The organism is Cognatishimia sp. (genome assembly GCF_964229375.1).
GTDB lineage: Bacteria > Pseudomonadota > Alphaproteobacteria > Rhodobacterales > Rhodobacteraceae > Cognatishimia.
On the sequence record NZ_CAXREH010000191.1, the window covers coordinates 1 to 17,096 of the forward strand.

The 17,096-nt window shown below is 57.6% G+C and carries 19 protein-coding genes and 1 pseudogene; 9 read left to right on the top strand and 11 right to left on the bottom strand.

Going from position 1 to position 17,096, the window contains the following annotated elements:
• The 3 genes from nagZ to argS all read right to left on the bottom strand — a co-directional run.
• A partial coding sequence (gene nagZ, locus ACEQWH_RS14095; protein ID WP_370231872.1) for a beta-N-acetylhexosaminidase occupies nt 1-878 on the bottom strand: 878 nt, incomplete at its 3' end.
• Nucleotides 824-1,705, bottom strand: a complete 882-nt coding sequence (locus ACEQWH_RS14100) for an SPOR domain-containing protein (RefSeq protein WP_370231874.1) — start codon at nt 1,703-1,705, stop codon at nt 824-826. The genes nagZ and ACEQWH_RS14100, both read right to left, overlap by 55 nt.
• Before the next feature lie 91 nt (nt 1,706-1,796).
• The gene (argS, locus tag ACEQWH_RS14105) at nt 1,797-3,542 is read right to left on the bottom strand and encodes an arginine--tRNA ligase (protein WP_370231875.1); all 1,746 of its coding nucleotides are present in this window, start codon (nt 3,540-3,542) and stop codon (nt 1,797-1,799) included.
• A gap of 182 nt (nt 3,543-3,724) precedes the next feature.
• On the opposite strand from argS, the gene ACEQWH_RS14110 reads away from it, so the two are divergent.
• Nucleotides 3,725-4,099 (top strand): VOC family protein, encoded by a 375-nt coding sequence (locus tag ACEQWH_RS14110; protein ID WP_370231877.1) that lies wholly within the window; start codon nt 3,725-3,727, stop codon nt 4,097-4,099.
• On the opposite strand, the gene ACEQWH_RS14115 is transcribed toward ACEQWH_RS14110, so the two are convergent.
• Nucleotides 4,083-5,234 (bottom strand): deoxyguanosinetriphosphate triphosphohydrolase, encoded by a 1,152-nt coding sequence (locus tag ACEQWH_RS14115; RefSeq protein WP_370231879.1) that lies wholly within the window; start codon nt 5,232-5,234, stop codon nt 4,083-4,085. The genes ACEQWH_RS14110 and ACEQWH_RS14115 overlap by 17 nt on opposite strands.
• A gap of 100 nt (nt 5,235-5,334) precedes the next feature.
• On the opposite strand from ACEQWH_RS14115, the gene ACEQWH_RS14120 reads away from it, so the two are divergent.
• Nucleotides 5,335-5,658 (top strand): HesB/IscA family protein, encoded by a 324-nt coding sequence (locus ACEQWH_RS14120; RefSeq protein ID WP_370231880.1) that lies wholly within the window; start codon nt 5,335-5,337, stop codon nt 5,656-5,658.
• Between the two features lie 2 nt (nt 5,659-5,660).
• On the opposite strand, the gene ACEQWH_RS14125 is transcribed toward ACEQWH_RS14120, so the two are convergent.
• Nucleotides 5,661-6,095, bottom strand: coding sequence for an SRPBCC family protein (locus ACEQWH_RS14125; RefSeq protein ID WP_370231882.1), 435 nt, complete (start codon nt 6,093-6,095; stop codon nt 5,661-5,663).
• A 54-nt stretch (nt 6,096-6,149) separates the two neighbouring features.
• Between ACEQWH_RS14125 and xth the strand changes: the two genes are divergently transcribed.
• Nucleotides 6,150-6,929, top strand: coding sequence for an exodeoxyribonuclease III (gene xth, locus ACEQWH_RS14130; RefSeq protein WP_370231884.1), 780 nt, complete (start codon nt 6,150-6,152; stop codon nt 6,927-6,929).
• Here the strand turns inward: xth and ACEQWH_RS14135 are convergent.
• Nucleotides 6,926-8,098: an FAD-dependent monooxygenase gene (locus ACEQWH_RS14135; RefSeq protein WP_370231886.1), complete on the bottom strand. Its 1,173-nt coding sequence runs from the start codon at nt 8,096-8,098 to the stop codon at nt 6,926-6,928. The two genes, xth and ACEQWH_RS14135, sit on opposite strands and share 4 nt — an antisense overlap.
• Before the next feature lie 71 nt (nt 8,099-8,169).
• Nucleotides 8,170-8,592: an RNA polymerase-binding protein DksA gene (gene dksA / locus ACEQWH_RS14140; RefSeq protein WP_370231888.1), complete on the bottom strand. Its 423-nt coding sequence runs from the start codon at nt 8,590-8,592 to the stop codon at nt 8,170-8,172.
• 178 nt (nt 8,593-8,770) lie between these two features.
• Here dksA and ACEQWH_RS14145 point away from each other — a divergent pair, with 178 nt between their 5' ends.
• The 6 genes from ACEQWH_RS14145 to ACEQWH_RS14170 all read left to right on the top strand — a co-directional run bounded on the left by ACEQWH_RS14145 (nt 8,771) and on the right by ACEQWH_RS14170 (nt 13,803).
• The gene (locus ACEQWH_RS14145) at nt 8,771-9,610 is read left to right on the top strand and encodes an AAA family ATPase (RefSeq protein ID WP_370231890.1); all 840 of its coding nucleotides are present in this window, start codon (nt 8,771-8,773) and stop codon (nt 9,608-9,610) included.
• Nucleotides 9,611-9,620: 10 nt separating this feature from the next.
• Complete coding sequence (locus ACEQWH_RS14150; protein WP_370231891.1) at nt 9,621-10,982, top strand: DUF2927 domain-containing protein; 1,362 nt, start codon at nt 9,621-9,623, stop codon at nt 10,980-10,982.
• Between the two features lie 6 nt (nt 10,983-10,988).
• Entirely contained in the window at nt 10,989-11,156 is a 168-nt protein-coding gene (locus tag ACEQWH_RS14155) for an apolipoprotein acyltransferase (RefSeq protein ID WP_370231893.1), read from the top strand.
• 3 nt (nt 11,157-11,159) lie between these two features.
• Nucleotides 11,160-12,347: a VWA domain-containing protein gene (locus ACEQWH_RS14160; RefSeq protein WP_370231894.1), complete on the top strand. Its 1,188-nt coding sequence runs from the start codon at nt 11,160-11,162 to the stop codon at nt 12,345-12,347.
• A gap of 137 nt (nt 12,348-12,484) precedes the next feature.
• Nucleotides 12,485-13,090 carry a DedA family protein gene (locus ACEQWH_RS14165; RefSeq protein WP_370231895.1) on the top strand — a complete coding sequence of 202 codons (606 nt, stop codon included), beginning with the start codon at nt 12,485-12,487 and terminating at the stop codon, nt 13,088-13,090.
• A 26-nt stretch (nt 13,091-13,116) separates the two neighbouring features.
• Nucleotides 13,117-13,803, top strand: a complete 687-nt coding sequence (locus ACEQWH_RS14170; RefSeq protein WP_370231897.1) for a M48 family metallopeptidase — start codon at nt 13,117-13,119, stop codon at nt 13,801-13,803.
• Here ACEQWH_RS14170 and ACEQWH_RS14175 read toward each other — a convergent pair.
• From ACEQWH_RS14175 to ACEQWH_RS14190, 4 genes and pseudogenes are all read right to left on the bottom strand, one after another.
• The gene (locus tag ACEQWH_RS14175; RefSeq protein ID WP_370231898.1) at nt 13,800-14,339 is read right to left on the bottom strand and encodes an RSP_2648 family PIN domain-containing protein; all 540 of its coding nucleotides are present in this window, start codon (nt 14,337-14,339) and stop codon (nt 13,800-13,802) included. The two genes, ACEQWH_RS14170 and ACEQWH_RS14175, sit on opposite strands and share 4 nt — an antisense overlap.
• Nucleotides 14,336-15,526, bottom strand: a complete 1,191-nt coding sequence (locus ACEQWH_RS14180) for an RSP_2647 family RNA methyltransferase (protein ID WP_370231900.1) — start codon at nt 15,524-15,526, stop codon at nt 14,336-14,338. The genes ACEQWH_RS14175 and ACEQWH_RS14180 overlap by 4 nt, the downstream gene beginning before the upstream one ends.
• A gap of 41 nt (nt 15,527-15,567) precedes the next feature.
• A complete protein-coding gene (locus ACEQWH_RS14185) occupies nt 15,568-15,837 on the bottom strand; it encodes a hypothetical protein (protein WP_370231902.1) in 270 nt (89 codons plus the stop codon).
• Nucleotides 15,818-17,096 (bottom strand): annotated as a pseudogene (locus ACEQWH_RS14190) (glutamine-synthetase adenylyltransferase); the annotation flags it as partial. The gene ACEQWH_RS14185 and the pseudogene ACEQWH_RS14190, both read right to left, overlap by 20 nt.

Below are 17,096 nucleotides of genomic sequence, written 5' to 3' on the forward strand. Positions count from 1 at the left end.
TGCAAAATGACGTCGCAGCCAGCCGCAAGACTTGCTGATGCCCTGTCTTCAACGCTGCCGCTCAGGGCTTCCATCGACAGGTCGTCACACATCAGCAGACCATCAAACCCGATGTCATTGCGGATCAGATCAATGACAGTCTGCGACGTGGTTGCGGGGTGGTCGTCATAGGCCTCATAGACTACATGCGCGGTCATCGCCATTGGCAGGTTTTTCATCGCCCGAAACGGCGCGAAATCCGCGGCCAACTCGTCTTGTGTGGCCTGTGTGCGGGGCAATTCCAGATGGCTGTCCAATACTGCGCGTCCATGGCCGGGAATATGTTTGGCCACGGGTAGAACGCCTGCATCCAACAGCCCGCGCGCAGCGGCCTGACCCAGTTCTGTCACCACATCCGCCGACGTGCCATAACAGCGGTTTTTCAGAAACGCATGCGTGTCCGCCTGCGCAACATCCAGCATCGGTGCGCAACTGGTGTCGATGCCATAGGCCAACAGTTCTTGTGCGATGATACGGTGGCGTAAATAAAAACCCCGCTCGGCGTGATCGCCAAGGGTTTCCGCATGGTCCAGCGGCGCGGGCCACTCGCGCGCCAAAGGGGGACGCAGGCGTTGCACCCGTCCGCCTTCTTGATCGATCAGGACCGGAGCATCACGTCCTACACTGTCGCGAAGATCTTGCGTCAAACGTTTAAGTTGGTCCGCATCACCGACGTTGCGCGCAAACAGGATAAACCCAAAAGGATTGTAATCTTTATAGAAATCACGCTCGTCAGGGGAGAGCGCGAGCCCCGAACATCCAAAGATGGCGGCCCCAAACGGGGTCATCGCGTGACGACCGGGATACAATCCGTGTTCTGCGCCTTGAGTGCGGAACACAGACGCCGCGCATCGCTGAGATCGGCAAAACCGACGGCGCGCAGACGATAGAACACTTTGCCACCGCTGTTAGCTTTTTGGATCACGAGGTCTTTGTCACCAAGATAGGCGCTGAATTTGCGTTGCAGCTGCGCCCATTGATCCTGAGCGATTTCGGCGCTCGCAAAGGCGCCAAGTTGCACCAGCCGGGTGCCCTCTGGCAGCGTCGAGCCATCGTTGATCGCGGGCGCTGCGGGCAATTGCGTTGCAGCCGCGGTCTCAAGCGATGGGCGCAAGCGTGGACGCAGGGATGTTCCAAGCCCCCCCGCAACCGCGCGAACTGGGCCATAGGTCTCTCCGGCGCCGACAAGCGGATCCTTCTGGATTTTGCCCGAGGCCGAGGTGGTGGCAAAGCCACTCAGGTCAATCGGTTTGGGCGCTGTGATTTCTGTGCCGGAATTCTGACGCGTCGCCGTGCGTGCCGCCAGATCAATCGCTTCGCTGGACAGCGGCGCATCTTCGGCCGTCAAATCCACGGAGTTCGGTGCCAGAACCAACCGATCACCCGGCGCTTGCGCTGTACCTTCTGCAGCGACTTTATTCACGGACAACCCCTGATGCGCGGCTTGTGCCCCGCCCGGATCAAGCGGTTGCTCTCGCATCGGGCCATCCAGCGCGCGCACAACAGGCACACCAGAGACATCACGAGACAACAGCGAATGGCCCCACATCACGGCGCCGACAATCAATGCAAGGGAAACAGCCGCTCCGGCCCAGTTGGTCACGGTGCCCAATACAGCACCGGGATCAGTCTCTGACTGCGGTCCATCCATAGGAATTTGCGCCATGATCGCCTCTGCTCTGTTGGCGATCGTTGGGGTCGTTGCCCTGCGTCGCCGGGGTTCGCTTGCCTTTGCCTCACCCCGACATCTTGTGCATTCAGCGCATCTCTTGTGCCGGAGTTACCCCCAGAATACCAAGACCTGCGGAAATAACAATGGCTACGGCCCGTGCCAGCGCGATTTTCGCCTGTGTCACCTGTGCGTTGTCCTCTTGAACAAAGCGCAAATCAGGATTGTCTTTGCCCATGTGATACAGGCTGTGCAGCTCTGAGGCGAGCTCATAGAGATAGAACGCAACGCGGTGCGGCTCGTTTGTGCGGCCCGCAATCTCGACCAAACGCGGCCATTCGGCAACTTTCTTGGCGACCGAAATCTCGGCCGGATCAGACAAGAGCGACAGGTCAGCGGCCGCCAGATCAGTGTCGGCCACGGCAACACCCGCCTCACTGGCTTTCCTAAGCGCCGAGCACACCCGTGCGTGCGCATATTGCACATAGAATACCGGGTTGTCCTTGGACTGCTCAAGTACCTTGTCAAAATCAAAGTCCAATGGCGCGTCGTTCTTGCGGGTCAGCATTACAAACCGCGTGACGTCTGCCCCCACCTGCTCGACCACATCGCGCAGGGTGACAAAATTACCAGCCCGCTTGGACATTTTGAAAGGCTCGCCATTCTTCCACAGCTTTACCAGTTGGGTCAGCTTGATGTCCAAAGGCGTATTGCCATCAGACAGCGCCGACACAGCCGCTTTCATCCGTTTGACATACCCGCCGTGGTCCGCGCCAAAGATGTCGATCAGCTCGTCATAACCGCGCTGCACCTTGTCGTAGTGATAGGCGATATCAGGCGCGAAATAGGTCCATGCCCCGTCAGATTTCTTGACCGGACGGTCGACGTCATCACCGTGTTCCGTGGACTTGAACAGGGTCTGCTCGCGTGGCTCCCAATCCTCGGGTGTTTTGCCTTTTGGCGGCTCGAGAACGCCTTCATAGATCAGCCCCTTGGCTTCAAGAGACGCAAGAGCATCCTCGATTAAGCCTGTGCCGTACAAGGATTTTTCCGAAAAGAACTTGTCCATCGTGATGTTCAGAGCGGCAAGGTCGGACCGGATCAGATCCATCATAGCCTCGGTCGCGAATTCACGGATCTCTGCCAGCCAGACGCTCTCGTCCTTGCCTACATAGGCATCGCCAACCTTGTCTTTCAGCGCCTGTCCGACGGGCACCAGATAGTCGCCAGGATAGGTGCCATCCTCAAAGGCCACGTCCTGACCATGTGCTTCCAAATACCGCAGGTACACAGAACGCGCCAAGACATCGACCTGCGCACCGCCGTCGTTGATGTAATATTCCCGCGTCACCTCATAGCCAGCAAAGTCTAGCAACGACGCCAGCGCATCACCAAAGACAGCGCCGCGCGTGTGACCGACATGCAAAGGCCCGGTTGGGTTAGCAGAAACATATTCCACATTCACCTTCTTGCCCTGCCCCATGCCAGACCGGCCGAAATCAGTGCCTTTGGTCAGCACATCCTTCACCAGATCGCGCCACAGGCTTTCTGACAAACGCAGGTTGATAAACCCCGGCCCCGCCACCTCTGCAGACTCAATCCGCGGGTCCAGCGCCAGATTTTCAACCAGCAATGTCGCGATATCGCGGGGTTTCATATGGGCAGGTTTGGCCAGTACCATCGCGGCATTGGTAGCCATGTCCCCATGCGCCGCATCGCGCGGAGGCTCGACCGCCACATTGTCAAAGCTTAGTCCGCGCGGCAAAGAGCCTTCGGACAGCATGGCATGCAGGTTATCGGTCACCAAGTCGCGAATCTCGGAGAAGAGGTTCATGGGTTTATCCTTTTTACTCCCGCGCGGGTTTACCACCCCTATGGCCCGCGTCAATGGTGCCGAGTGGTTTGCGCATTCCAAACTGTCCCCAACCCTGCTGACGCACGCTGACAGCCGCCCTGCTTATACAGGCTTCACACCGTGCGGCTTAGCGCACTTGTGCTTCTATGAAAGGCTAACAAATGAAGCTTAACTATTTGGTATTGGGTACAAATAACTTGGAGGCTTCGGTCGCCTTTTATGACAAGCTGCTTGAAAATGACGGCGTTCAAAAACTGATGGAAACGGACCGCATGACATATTGGCAAGGACAGGATTTCACCTTTGCCGTGGCACTGCCTTTTGATGCGCAACCAGCGACCAAGGGCAACGGCTCGATGCTGGGGTTCACGCTGGACAGCGCCGAGGACGTGCAACGCCTTTATGACAAGGCGATCGCGCTGGGGGCCAGTTGCGAAGGCGGCGTGTCGGAACGCGGGCCTTATGTCTCGGCCTATGTGCGCGATCTGGATCACAACAAGCTGTGCTTTGGCGCGATGGTCACAGAGGCAGCTTAGTTCCTGTCAGACGCTCGTATTCTGTCAGTGCGAAACGATCCGTCATGCCCGCGATGTAATCCGAAACCTTGCGCGCGATCGACACATCATCGTTAAGACGCGCGATATCGGAGTGCCACCGGGCGGGCAGAAGGTTCTTGTCCTCTAAAAACAGCGGGAAAAGCGTTTCAACGACTTTGGTCACCTGAATACGCTTTTCCACGACAGAGGGCGCGCGGTACATGCGTTTGAACAGAAAGCTTTTGATTTCAACAATCTGCGCCCAAACATCGTCCGAGAATGCAATAACCGGCGAGCCGTATTCGCGGATGTCTTGTGCTGACTTTGCGTCGGCCTCTGCCAGAAGCGCACGGGATGTGTCGATCACATCGGCCACCATAACCCCAAAGACCCGACGCAAAGCTTCGTGTTTGCGGCGATTGCGGTCCAGGCCGGGATAGAGTTTATCGACCTCTTCAAAACAGGTCCCAATGATCGGCAAATGACAGATTTCGGCCTCGGTGAACAACCCGGCCCGCAGACCGTCCTGCAGATCGTGGTTGTTATAAGCAACGTCATCCGCCAGCGCGGCCACCTGTGCCTCGGCGCTGGCGTGGGTGTGAAGCTCAAGGTCAAAAACCTGATCGTAGTCCGCCAAGGCATGAGGCACATCGCCAACAACAGGGCCGTTGTGCTTGGCAATGCCCTCAAGGGTTTCCCAAGTCAGGTTCAGACCGTCAAACTCTGCGTAGTGGCGTTCCAACGAGGTCACGATCTTGATCGCCTGCGCGTTATGATCAAACCCGCCGTAAGGCGCCATCAGTTCATGCAGCGCGTCCTCGCCTGTGTGTCCAAAGGGCGTGTGCCCCAGATCATGCGCCAGCGCAACCGCTTCGGTCAGCTCTTGGTTCAGGCCAAGCGCGCCTGCGATGGTGCGCGCTACCTGAGCCACTTCGATGGAATGCGTCAGTCGCGTGCGGAAATAGTCACCCTCGTGTTCCACAAACACCTGCGTCTTGTGCTTGAGACGGCGAAACGCGCTGGAGTGGATGATCCGGTCCCGATCCCGCTGAAAGCACGACCGAAATGCGCTTTCTTCTTCCGTAACGGCACGGCCTCGGGCGGCTTGGGGATCTGATGCAAATGGCGCGATCATGCTGCGCCTCCTTGTCGACTACTCTTGCGCGACATATATTGCAGTTCGCATCAGGATAATAGGCGACTCAGTCGTCCAAATGCCTGTCAGGAGTAAGAAAATGCAACTGCCACCGCGTGTAACAAACCGTGCTTTCCAACAACTCGCCGAAATTGGCGCCGCAGATCAGGGTCAGGCCCTGCGCATCGCGGTCGAAGGTGGCGGCTGTTCGGGTTTTCAATACGAGATCAAGCTGGATGCTCCAGCCGATGACGATCTGGTGCTTGAAGGAAACGGCGAGAAGGTTGTTGTGGACAGTGTCTCGCTTCCGTTTCTGGCGGATGCCACGATTGATTTCACCGAAGAACTGATCGGCGCGCGCTTTGTCATCAACAACCCGAACGCCACAAGCTCTTGCGGTTGCGGCACAAGCTTCTCGATGTAGCCTTAAGCGCGCTCTGCAAATTCCTTGAATAAATCCATATACTTCGCGGTTTGTTTTCGAAACATGCCGGGCATGAGAAATGCAATCACCCGCATGAAACCGCGGCACCGGAATTCTGTCTGAATACGCCAATGCGTGCGGCCCTCTGGCAGCTCTGTGAAATGGTTTTCGACCAGATTCCACACCGCATCCGCCTCGTAAACGGCCGAGAACAGATAGGGCAGCGCGCGGTCCTGAATGGTTTCCGCCATCTCGATCTCGCGCTTGCCCATTTTGAAGCGCAATTTTGAAACAGCACCGGGATGCCCGGGTTCGCCAGAGACGTGATCGAAACTCTGCAATCCTTCCTGCCATTCAAACAGCCCGTCGCGATCCTCAAAAAGCGCGATCACTTTGTCCCTTGGCACATCAAGTTCGCGTTCCACTGAATATTTCATGGTCCCTCTCCAAATCGACTTGTGGGCGCATGTCCCGAACGGCATAGTCGCAGTATGAAAGTTGCAATCTTCAATATCAACGGAATCAAGGCTCGGATCGATGCGTTCCCAGCTTGGTTGGACGAGGCAGCACCGGATGTGGTGATGCTGCAGGAAATCAAATCCATCGACGAAAACTTTCCGCGCGAGCTGTTTGAGGACCGCGGCTATAACGTTGAAACTTTTGGACAAAAAAGCTTCAACGGTGTGGCGATCCTGTCCAAGTTCCCACTTGAAGATGTGGTGCGCGGACTGCCAGGTGAGCCCGAAGACGAACAGGCCCGCTGGATCGAAGCCACCGTCATGAGCGACACGCCCGTACGCGTGTGCAACCTGTATTTGCCCAACGGAAACCCGGTGCCGGGTCCAAAATACGACTATAAACTGCGTTGGATGGCCCGTCTTCAGGCCCGCGCCGAAGAGTTGCTGGCAACCGAAGAGCCGTTTTTGATGGCGGGTGACTACAACATCATCCCTCAAGACGAAGACGCCCGTCGCCCCGAGGCCTGGCACGAAGATGCCGCCGCCCTGCCCGAAAGCCGCGCGGCCTATCGTCGGTTGTTGAACCTTGGCTTCACCGAAGCCTTCCGCGCCCGGACCTTTGGCCCCGAGCATTATTCCTTCTGGGATTATCAGGCCGGCGCGTGGAATCGTGACGACGGCATTCGCATCGACCACTTCCTGCTTTCACCGCAATGCGCCGATTTGCTGCTCGATTGCCAAATAGACAAAGACGTGCGTGGACGCGAGAAGCCCTCAGATCACGTTCCGGTCTGGGTGGATCTGGCCGCCTAATCTGCGGTCACATCGTGACGATAGATCCAATCGAATTGACCCATCATTTTGGACGGCGCCACGGCGCCGCCAAACCGCATCACAGAATGCGCGGCAAACCGAAGCGGTGGGAAACTCAGATGATATCGCCACGCGTTTTTGCTGGCGGTTTCAACGATCTTTGAGACCCTTTCAAACCGGCGTTCCTGATAGGCCGCAAGCCCAGCGGCAAGGTCATCAGTACGGTCCAGACTGGCCGCCAAAACCCAAGCGTCTTCAATCGCCATAACCGCGCCCTGCGCCATGAACGGCAAGGTTGGATGGGCCGCATCGCCCAGCAATACAACCCCTTGATCGCTCCACTTTAAGGCAACCGGATGCTTGAAAAGACCCCACTTTCCAACGGCTTGCGCACCGCGCATCAAGTGTTTGACCGGATCGCAGAAATCCTCAAACGCGGCCAGCATATTGGCGGGATCATCCTGCGTGGCCCAGCTTTCTTCACCCCAAGCGCCTTTTTCCTCAACAGCAACCAGATTCACGCCGGATCCATCGCGCAAAGGATAAGTAACTACATGACGCTTCGGCCCCATGTGAACCCGCGCGACATTTGGGTGGTCGATGGTATTGGGCACGATCGCACGCCAAGCAACCTGTCGCGTGAAATAGGGTGCGAGCGTTCCATTCAACGCGCCACGTCCGATGGAATGTAGCCCATCGGCACAGACCACCAGATCCGCTGTGCGCTTGTCGCCATTCTCAAGCGTCACCGATGCAGGATGTCCCGCCTGCACAGCGACCGCCTTCTGCCCCACGTGTACCGTGACACCCGCCGCCTTGGCACCTTGGGTCAGACTGTCGATCAAATCAGCGCGGTGCAGAAAGAAATACTTCTGCGTTGCATCCAAAAGGCCAAGGTTCAGGCGCGTCACCAGCCGCGATGCGCGATAATCTCGCAACTCGACCGCTTCGGCCTGCACAGAGCGCGCCTGAATGTCGTCTGCCACCCCCAACGCCGCAAGTACGCACATTCCGTTGGGCGAGACCTGTATCCCTGCCCCGACCTCTGAAATGACCGGCGCTTGCTCCAGCACTTCGACTGACGCGCCCCGACGCGCCAGGGCAATTGCGGCGGTCAAGCCACCGATACCACCGCCAACAACGCAAATATTCAGACCAATGAGACTCATGTGCTCTTTCTGAAATGAAAAACGCCGGGACGAAAGCCCCGGCGTCGTATTCTTTGGATGTCCCTTCAGGATCAATCGTCGCGATGTACTTTTTCGCGGCGCTCGTGACGTTCCTGAGCTTCGAGCGTCATGGTCGCGATTGGACGTGCGTCCAGTCGTTTCAGCGAAATCGGGTCGCCTGTGACTTCGCAGTAACCATATTCGCCTTCGTCGATGCGACGCAACGCCGAGTCGATCTTGGCGACCAGTTTGCGCTGACGGTCGCGTGTTCGCAGCTCAAGCGCGCGATCAGTCTCTTCGCTGGCGCGGTCGGCGATGTCTGGAATGTTTCGGGTATTGTCTTGAAGACCTTCGATAGTGTCCCGGCTCTCAGCCAAAAGCTCTTGTTTCCAAGCGTTTAGCTTACGTCGAAAATACTCGATCTGCCGGTCATTCATAAACGGCTCATCTTCTGCTGGTTGGTAATCTTCCGGCAGGAAAACTTCTGCTTTCATCTCCGCTCCCATATCGAGGCTGGCACCACACACATCGTTCATAATAACGTCCAGCCGCTCTCTGGCTCGGCGTGTATCTTATGGCACTCAGATTGTCACTACCTCTTGAACCCCGATTGCAGGTAAAAACCGTTCACAGTAGGGTGCAGCCAAGACCGCATTGCAAACAGGCAGTTAGATGAAATTTGAAGGCACCAGCTCTTACATCGCGACCGAGGATCTCAAGGTTGCAGTCAACGCATCTGTGACTCTGGAACGCCCCCTTTTGGTAAAGGGCGAACCCGGCACAGGCAAAACAGAACTGGCGCTTCAGGTGGCCAAATCGTTGGGCGCGCGGATGATTGAGTGGAACATCAAATCCACCACCAAAGCACAGCAAGGCCTGTATGAATATGACGCCGTCAGCCGGCTGCGGGACAGCCAATTAGGTGACGCGCGTGTGCATGATGTGAAGAACTACATCAAGAAAGGCAAACTTTGGGAAGCCTTTGAAGCGGACGAAAAAGTCGTGCTTCTGATCGACGAGATCGACAAGGCAGACATCGAGTTTCCAAACGATCTGCTGCAGGAACTCGATAAGATGGAGTTCCACGTCTATGAGACCGGCGAGACCGTCCAAGCCAAGCATCGCCCGATCATCCTCATCACGTCCAACAACGAAAAAGAACTGCCAGACGCCTTTCTGCGCCGCTGCTTTTTCCACTATATCCGGTTCCCGGATGCGGACACGATGCGCGAGATCATCAGGGTCCATCACCCTGATATCAAAGACATTATTCTCACCGAAGCGCTCACACAGTTCTATGAGATCCGCGACACTAAAGGGTTAAAGAAAAAGCCCTCTACGTCCGAAGTGATCGACTGGCTGAAACTGCTCTTGGCCGAAGACCTCAGCCCCGAAGACCTGAAGCGCGACGGGGTGAATGCACTGCCCAAGTTGCATGGTGCGCTGTTGAAAAACGAGCAGGACGTGCATCTGTTTGAACGGCTGGCCTTTATGGCGCGTTCAGGTCGGTAAGGAGCGATTGGTGCTGCGATCCTTCATCCTGTTGGCGGGGCTTGCGCTGACCGCTTGTAGCGTTCCAACGGAGACGCCTCTGCCCACACGTGCCGTGGTGGCCGAGACGACGTTGCCGCCGATCAAACGCTTCTCCAACGTGACCACACCTGCGCCAACCCGCTCGAATGCGGATATGGCGCGCGACTTTCTGGATCTCAGTTTTCAATTGGAAAGCGGACGGCAGCTTCCGCGTCTGACACGGTTTGAGGGGCCGATCACCGTGCGCATCGAAGGGCGCGCGACTCAGACGATGCAACAAGACCTGACTGCCCTGCTTGCGCGGCTGCGTCGCGAGGCCAAGATCGACATTTCGCAGGTGCAATCGGGCGATGCGAACATCACGATCCACGCCGTGACGCGACGGAATATCCGCCGCGCTTTGCCGAATGCCGCCTGCTTTGTCGTGCCCAATGTGGCGGATCTCAGCGACTATCGCAGCGCGCGCTCAAGTGCGCGCACGGATTGGTCGGCGCTCGCGCGTCGGGACCGTATCGCGATATTCCTATCCTATGACACCAGCCCGCAGGACATCCGGGATTGTCTGCACGAAGAACTTGCCCAAGCGCTGGGGCCACTGAACGATCTGTTCCGACTACACGACAGCGTGTTTAACGACGACAACTTCCATTCGGTGCTGACCGGCTTCGATATGTTGATGCTGCGGGCCTACTATGACCCGGCTCTGCAAAACGGAATGAGCCGCACCGAGGCCGCCGGGCGCATTCGTCAGATACTGGCCCGCCTTAATCCCGCAGGCGAACGACGGGCAAGCGCGCCGCTTGCGACCACTCCGAACGCGTGGAAAGGCTTGATCACCACCGCACTTGGCGCACCGGGCAGCAATCAACGGCTGAATGCGGCGAACCGTGCTGTGGCCTTTGCACAGGCGCAGGGGTGGCGCGATCACCGGCTTGCCTTCAGCCACTATGCGTTGGCGCGCCAGCTGCGTGCCGACGATCTGGACCGCGCCAAGTTGCATTTTGAACAGGCCGAGCGGCTTTATGCAGGTGTTGCACGAAACGGCCCGCAGGAAACGCATATGCAAATCCAGCTCGCAGCCTTTGATGTGGCCGAAGGCAACGCTGATGTAGCCCTTAAACGGCTTGCGGTAGCCAAGACTTCGGCAACGCGCGCGCAAAACGCCGCACAGCTGGCTTCTGTATTGATGTTGCAGTCCGAAGCCCTAGCTATGACGGGCCGTACCGCCGACGCCCGCCGCGCCCGTCTGGACAGTCTTGGCTGGGCACGATACGGCTTTGGCCCTGATTGGGCGGTGCAAGCGCGTTTGCGTGAGATAGCCGCTCTAAACCCTCAGAATGAAAGGCTTTAACGCCCTATGATCGTCATCATCCTTGCTGTGATTGGCCTGCTGCTTGGCTTTCGCACCGCGACAAAACGCGGTGGAAACCGATTGGACATCCTGCAGTACACCGCAGGCTATTGCATCGCGTTCACTATCCTTGGTGTCATCATCACCATCGTGATCGAACGCTCGATCACCTAAGCCATGTTTCAGCCGCTGTTTGAAAACCTAAGGTCCGCAGGCATTCCCGTGTCTCTGCGCGAATACATCAGTTTTCTGGCAGCGCTGCGCACGGGACTTGCCACTTATGACACCGAGGCCTTCTATTACCTCGCGCGGACCGCAATGGTCAAAGACGAGCGCAACCTCGACAAGTTTGACCGCGCTTTCGCACAGACATTCGAAGGGCTTGGCGAGATATCAGCCGAGGACGTACTTGAGGCCGTCGATATCCCCGAAGAGTGGCTGCGCAAGATGGCCGAGAAACACCTCAGCCCAGAGGAAAAGGCCGAGATAGAGGCGCTAGGCGGGTTTGAAAAACTGATGGAGACGCTGAAAGAGCGCCTCAAAGAGCAAGAAGGCCGGCATCAAGGCGGCAACAAGTGGATCGGCACCGCAGGGACAAGCCCCTTTGGCGCCTATGGGTATAATCCCGAGGGCGTGCGCATCGGCCAGAAAGAAAGCCGCAATCAACGTGCGGTCAAAGTCTGGGACAAGCGTGAATTTAAAAACTTGGATGACTCAGTCGAGCTGGGTACGCGCAACATCAAAGTCGCACTGAAACGCCTAAGGCGCTGGGCACGTGATGGTGCGACCGAAGAGTTGGATCTGAACGGCACCATCCGCGCGACCGCTGAAAACGGCTATCTGGACGTAAAAACCCGCCCCGAGCGACGCAACGCTGTCAAAGTGCTTTTGTTTCTGGATGTCGGCGGCTCTATGGATCCGCATATCAAAGTGGTCGAAGAGTTGTTTTCCGCCGCCCGTGCCGAGTTCAAACATCTGGAATATTTCTACTTTCACAATTGTCTCTACGAAGGCGTCTGGCGCGACAACACTCGGCGTTGGAACGATCAGACCCCGACGCACGAGGTTCTGCGCACCTATGGGCCCGACTATAAGTGCATCTTCGTCGGTGATGCTTCGATGAGCCCCTATGAGATCGCCTATGCAGGGGGCGCGAGCGAGCATTGGAACCAAGAGGCAGGACAGGTCTGGCTGGAACGTGCCCGCGCCCAGTGGTCGTCCAATCTGTGGATCAATCCGGTTCCTGAAAACTATTGGCCCTACACCCACTCGATCAAAATGATTCAAGAGATCTTTGAAGACCAGATGGTTCCGATGACCCTGGCCGGTCTTGAAAGCGGGATGAAGGCGCTGACCCGCGGATAAAGCCAACAATCTTTGGCGAACGGTGTGACTGTTCCCGCTTCCCCAACAAAATTGGGGCAAAATTATGATATTTTAAAGACCTGCGCCATATTCATGCCTCGGAATGGGCCTTTTGGGCTTTGTGAAAGAGGTGAAGAATGACGGATACGTTGCTTCAAGTGCTTGTGACCTATGGCGCAGCGTTGATGTTCATCACGGCCTTTCTCAGCTGCCTTGCCGTTCCGATTCCAATGTCTTTGGTGATGCTGTCAGGCGGCGCATTGGCCGCACATGGAGACCTTTCGTTTTCATGGGTCTGGAGCCTGACGGTACTGGGTGCGTTACTCGGGGATCAAGCTGGCTATTTCTTGGGACGATTGGGCAAACCTCGCCTAGAGGCTTTTGCCCATGCCAGCTACAAACGCTATCGCCTCTGGACCAAAGCACAGGCGCATTTGCACAATTGGGGTATCACGGGCGTGTTTCTCAGCCGCTGGCTGATGTCGCCGCTTGGCCCCTATGTGAATTTCGCCGCCGGCGCTGCTTCTATGCGCTGGGCCCATTTCAGCGCGGCTGGCCTTGTGGGAGAGGCCATCTGGGTGACGCTTTACGTGGGTCTTGGGTTTCTTTTCGCGGAAAACCTGCCTTTGGCCACGCAATATGCGCAGGACGGGCTTCAATCGGTTGGCGCCTTTGTCATCCTGCTGGCCTGCACAGTTGTGATCGTCAACATTTCGAAACGCCGTCGGGCCGTCTTGTCTTAAGGCGTCAACGCGCCCATATCTGAGGCATGTTGAAGTTTACACCGATCCTGCTGGCGCTGCTCTATGGCTTTGCGATGTTCCGGTTTTCCGCCTGGCGCACCTCGCGCGAGCTGGACGAAAAATCCACTGAGCTTGTCGATCCCAAACTAAAGCAATTGATCGACCAGATGGCGGCAGCATTGGATCTGCCGCGCATTAAAGTACACATCTATGAAATCGAGCCGATCAACGGGCTGGCCGCGCCGGACGGCCGGATTTTCATCACGCGCGGGTTCTATAACCGCTACCGCGACGGCGATGTCACTCGCGAAGAACTTGCCTCGGTGATTGCCCATGAACTGGGTCACGTCGCGCTGGGCCATTCGCGCCGTCGCATGATCGATTTCTCGGGCCAAAACGCGTTGCGCACCGCGCTGGCGATGGTCCTCAGCCGATTTATCCCTTGGATCGGCGCGTGGATTGCGAACATGCTGACCACCGTTCTTGCCGCCCGCCTATCGCGCAATGACGAATACGAAGCCGACGAATATGCCGCCGCCTTGCTGACAAAGGCAGGTATCGGAACCGAGCCGCAGAAAACCCTGTTTCACAAGTTGGAAAAAATCACTGGCGCGCGATCTGGCGCGGCTCCGGCTTGGTTGTTGAGCCACCCAAAAACCACGGAACGCATCGCCGCGATTGAAAAGCTTGAAGCCAAGTGGGGCGTCGCCTAGGACAGCGCTTTGGCAAGGCGCGGCAGGCGTGCTTTCTTCAACAACGCGCGCATCGTCCAGACGTCGCCTGACATGCGGTTTGCCTCGGCCAGCACTCTGTCTGCAACCGACCGAACCTTGGCTGGATGATCCAACCAGATCCCATGCAAAAGGCTATCTGGATCGTGCCGCTCAAGCCCCTCTTCGGCCAATGTGTTTCGCGGAAAATCCTTGGTATTCAATGTGATAATCGCATCAGCTGATCCATCAATTGCAGCCGCCAGAACGTGAATGTCGGCTGCATCCGGCAGATACAGACGGGCCTCAAGCGATGGCCGCCATCTGACTTCGGCGGTGGGCCAATCGGTTTTGAGCAAAGCGATTTCCGCCCGCGCCTGCGCCTCGCCATCTGGTCCAATCTTACGCGCAGCACGCGCCCATTCTTCCAGAATTCTCTCGGACCACAACGGGGTGAACACGCCGGTTTTTGCGACACCCAAAAGCATCTCGCGCATCACCGTCGGATAAATGACGCAGGTGTCCAGCAACAGTTTCATAGACGGAAGAACACAGACTTTAGATAGCCACTTTCAGCCAATTGCGGCATCAGCGGATGGTCCGGCCCCGCAAAGCCTGTGTGGATGATTTGCCCGCGGCGACCTGCCCGCCCGATGCCGCGCGCAGAGGCGTTTCTGAACAATGTAAGCTCAGCCGCGTGCGAACAGGAACACAGCCCCAGATACCCGCCTTCAGCCACCAAAGGGGCTGCCAACCGCGCAACACGTTCATAGGCCCGCAGGCCTTTTTCCAAGGCCGGTTTTGACGGCGCAAAGGCCGGTGGATCGCAGATCACAACGTCAAATTGCGCGCCTTCTTCAGCAAGCGCCTCAAGGACAGCAAAGGCATCGCCCTGACGTGTTTCAAAGCGATCCGCGACACCACTCTGCGCCGCGCCTTCAGAGGCCAGCGCGAGGGCCGCAGCGGACCCATCCACAGAGGTTGCATGAGCAGCACCCTGCGCCAAAGCTGCCAAGGCAAACCCGCCAACGTGGGAAAACACATCCAAAACCCGCGCGCCTTGCGCCAGACCTGCGGCGAAGGCGTGGTTGGGCCGCTGGTCAAAAAACAGACCCGTCTTTTGCCCGCCTGTCAGATCCGCCATATAGGTCGCCCCGTTCATCAAAACAGGCACCGGCGCCGAGGGTGCTGCGCCCAGCAATACCGCGTTCTGATCGTCCAGCCCTTCAAGCGAGCGCGCCCGTCCAGAGGCATTCTTCAGAACGGTCGAAACCCCCACCACATCGCGCAGAACGCCAGCAAGACATTCCAGTCGGCTTTCCAGCCACGCTGCATTGGGTTGCACAACGCATGTGTCGCCGAAACGGTCGATAACCAGCCCCGGAAACCCGTCGGCCTCGGCGTGCACCAAACGGTAGTACGGCGCATCATAAAGCCGCTGACGCATCGCAAGCGCTTTGCCGATGCGGGTCGCGAACCAGGCTTCATCGATCACGGCCTCTGGGTCGCGATCCAGAACACGTCCAATGATTTTGCTATTGGGATTGACCGTTACCAGTCCCAGCGGACGCCGCTCGCCATCCTCCAGCACAGCCAGGCTGCCCGGGGTTAGGTTTTTCGTCCGGCGGTCCGTGACGGCTTCGTTGGCATAGACCCAAGGGAATCCATGCCGCAGCGCGCGCGCGTTGGCCTTGGGTTTCAGGCGGAGAACAGGCATATCAGTCATGCGGCTGTCCTATCGGGATTGGCAGCCTATGAAAAGCCGCTTTAGCTGCTGACGCGCGCGGCTCGTCCGCCACGACGCTTCGGCTCTTGGCTTTTGGCCAAACCTTCGCGCAACACATCGGTCATAGGGTGCTCGGGATAGTCTGGGCCATAATGGGCGAGCAGAGATTCAATCTTGGCGCCCATATCATCGCCCAGCGTGATTCCAAGCGCCCAGTCCAAAAAGATCGAGCGACACTGACCGGCTGTAATGCCTTCGATGCGGTAGGACTCTCGGATCAGCCCGCGTGGATCATCCACCATTCTCTGCATTCCTTTCACTGGTGCCAAGGAGCGCCGCGATGATCTCAGCCGCGCGAGATGTGCGCTGCGAAAGGAGGTCTTCCACCGAGCTGATGTCATTGCATTCGGTCTCCCGTGCAAGAAAACTGCGGCCACCAGCGCCGATTGCTTGCGGATCGAGTGGTTTTTCACTCAACAGCTTGCCAGTGGTCTGTATGCGCCAGCAGACATCATAGGCGGCCTGTAACGCTTCACTTTGCGCGGCATTCAACCAGCCAATCGCGACACCTGCCGCCAGTCCTGTGGCCACCGTGCGATCCGGACTGCCTGACAGCAACGCAGCAGTCTGGGCGGTCAGTTCGATGTCCTGCATCCGCCCTGCCCCGATTTTTGCATCAAACCGGCCTTCGGGCGCCTTGGCACCGGCGATACGTGCCCGCATATCCGCCACATCTGTTGTGATTTTCGCTAGGTCTGACGGCTGAGACAGCAAGTCTGTACGAAAATCTTCGACTTGTTGCTGCAGGTCAGGATTGCCCGCGACGGGACACGCACGGGTCAAGGCCAGATGCTCCCATGTCCAGGCCTGCTCGCGCTGATAGCTCATGAACGACTGAACCGAGGTCGCCACTGGGCCCTGTGTGCCCGATGGCCGCAGCCTCATGTCCACCTCATACAGCCGCCCTTCGGCCATCGGCGCGGTTAATGCCGTAACCAAAGCCTGCGTCAGACGCGCATAATAGGCGCGTGCGGCCAGCGGTTTGCGCCCCTCGGAATAGTCCACGCCGTCCGCGTCATAAATCGCAATCAGATCAAGATCAGAGGTTGCATGCAGCCGTCCTGCGCCCAGAGAGCCCATCCCAAGGATCATCGCGCCTCTGCCGGGCGGCGGGCCGTGTTTTTCTGAAAACTTCGACACAACTTCGGGCCACAGACCACGCAATACCGCCCGCGCCAGATCCGCATATTGCCTGCCGGCCGCCTCTGCCGACACAAGCCCGCGCAAGTGGTGCACCCCAATCCGGAAATGCCATTCCTTGGCCCAGCGACGGGCGGTGTCCAGCTTGCTTTCATAGTCGTTTTCGCGACCCAACTGGATGCCCAGTTCTTTGGTCAGCGCAGGCACACCAGGCCATTCGGCGAAAAAACCGCCACCAATAACCGCGTCAAAGACTGAGGAATTGCGCGACAGATGGCGGGCCAAGGCAGGTGCGGTTCCGACAATATCTGCCAAAAGATCAATCAGTTGCGGGTTGCTGTCAAACAAGGAAAACAGCTGCACGCCCGCA

Coding starts and splice junctions, on each gene's coding strand:
- xth (WP_370231884.1), top strand. CDS start 6,150: ATGAAAGTTGCAATCTTCAATATCAACGGAATCAAGGCTCGGATCGAT.
- ACEQWH_RS14120 (WP_370231880.1), top strand. CDS start 5,335: ATGCAACTGCCACCGCGTGTAACAAACCGTGCTTTCCAACAACTCGCC.
- argS (WP_370231875.1), bottom strand. CDS start 3,542: ATGAACCTCTTCTCCGAGATTCGCGACTTGGTGACCGATAACCTGCAT.
- ACEQWH_RS14165 (WP_370231895.1), top strand. CDS start 12,485: ATGACGGATACGTTGCTTCAAGTGCTTGTGACCTATGGCGCAGCGTTG.
- ACEQWH_RS14125 (WP_370231882.1), bottom strand. CDS start 6,095: ATGAAATATTCAGTGGAACGCGAACTTGATGTGCCAAGGGACAAAGTG.
- ACEQWH_RS14135 (WP_370231886.1), bottom strand. CDS start 8,098: ATGAGTCTCATTGGTCTGAATATTTGCGTTGTTGGCGGTGGTATCGGT.
- ACEQWH_RS14175 (WP_370231898.1), bottom strand. CDS start 14,339: ATGAAACTGTTGCTGGACACCTGCGTCATTTATCCGACGGTGATGCGC.
- ACEQWH_RS14155 (WP_370231893.1), top strand. CDS start 10,989: ATGATCGTCATCATCCTTGCTGTGATTGGCCTGCTGCTTGGCTTTCGC.
- ACEQWH_RS14180 (WP_370231900.1), bottom strand. CDS start 15,526: ATGACTGATATGCCTGTTCTCCGCCTGAAACCCAAGGCCAACGCGCGC.
- ACEQWH_RS14145 (WP_370231890.1), top strand. CDS start 8,771: ATGAAATTTGAAGGCACCAGCTCTTACATCGCGACCGAGGATCTCAAG.
- dksA (WP_370231888.1), bottom strand. CDS start 8,592: ATGAAAGCAGAAGTTTTCCTGCCGGAAGATTACCAACCAGCAGAAGAT.
- ACEQWH_RS14100 (WP_370231874.1), bottom strand. CDS start 1,705: ATGGCGCAAATTCCTATGGATGGACCGCAGTCAGAGACTGATCCCGGT.
- ACEQWH_RS14170 (WP_370231897.1), top strand. CDS start 13,117: ATGTTGAAGTTTACACCGATCCTGCTGGCGCTGCTCTATGGCTTTGCG.
- ACEQWH_RS14160 (WP_370231894.1), top strand. CDS start 11,160: ATGTTTCAGCCGCTGTTTGAAAACCTAAGGTCCGCAGGCATTCCCGTG.
- ACEQWH_RS14110 (WP_370231877.1), top strand. CDS start 3,725: ATGAAGCTTAACTATTTGGTATTGGGTACAAATAACTTGGAGGCTTCG.
- ACEQWH_RS14185 (WP_370231902.1), bottom strand. CDS start 15,837: ATGCAGAGAATGGTGGATGATCCACGCGGGCTGATCCGAGAGTCCTAC.
- ACEQWH_RS14115 (WP_370231879.1), bottom strand. CDS start 5,234: ATGATCGCGCCATTTGCATCAGATCCCCAAGCCGCCCGAGGCCGTGCC.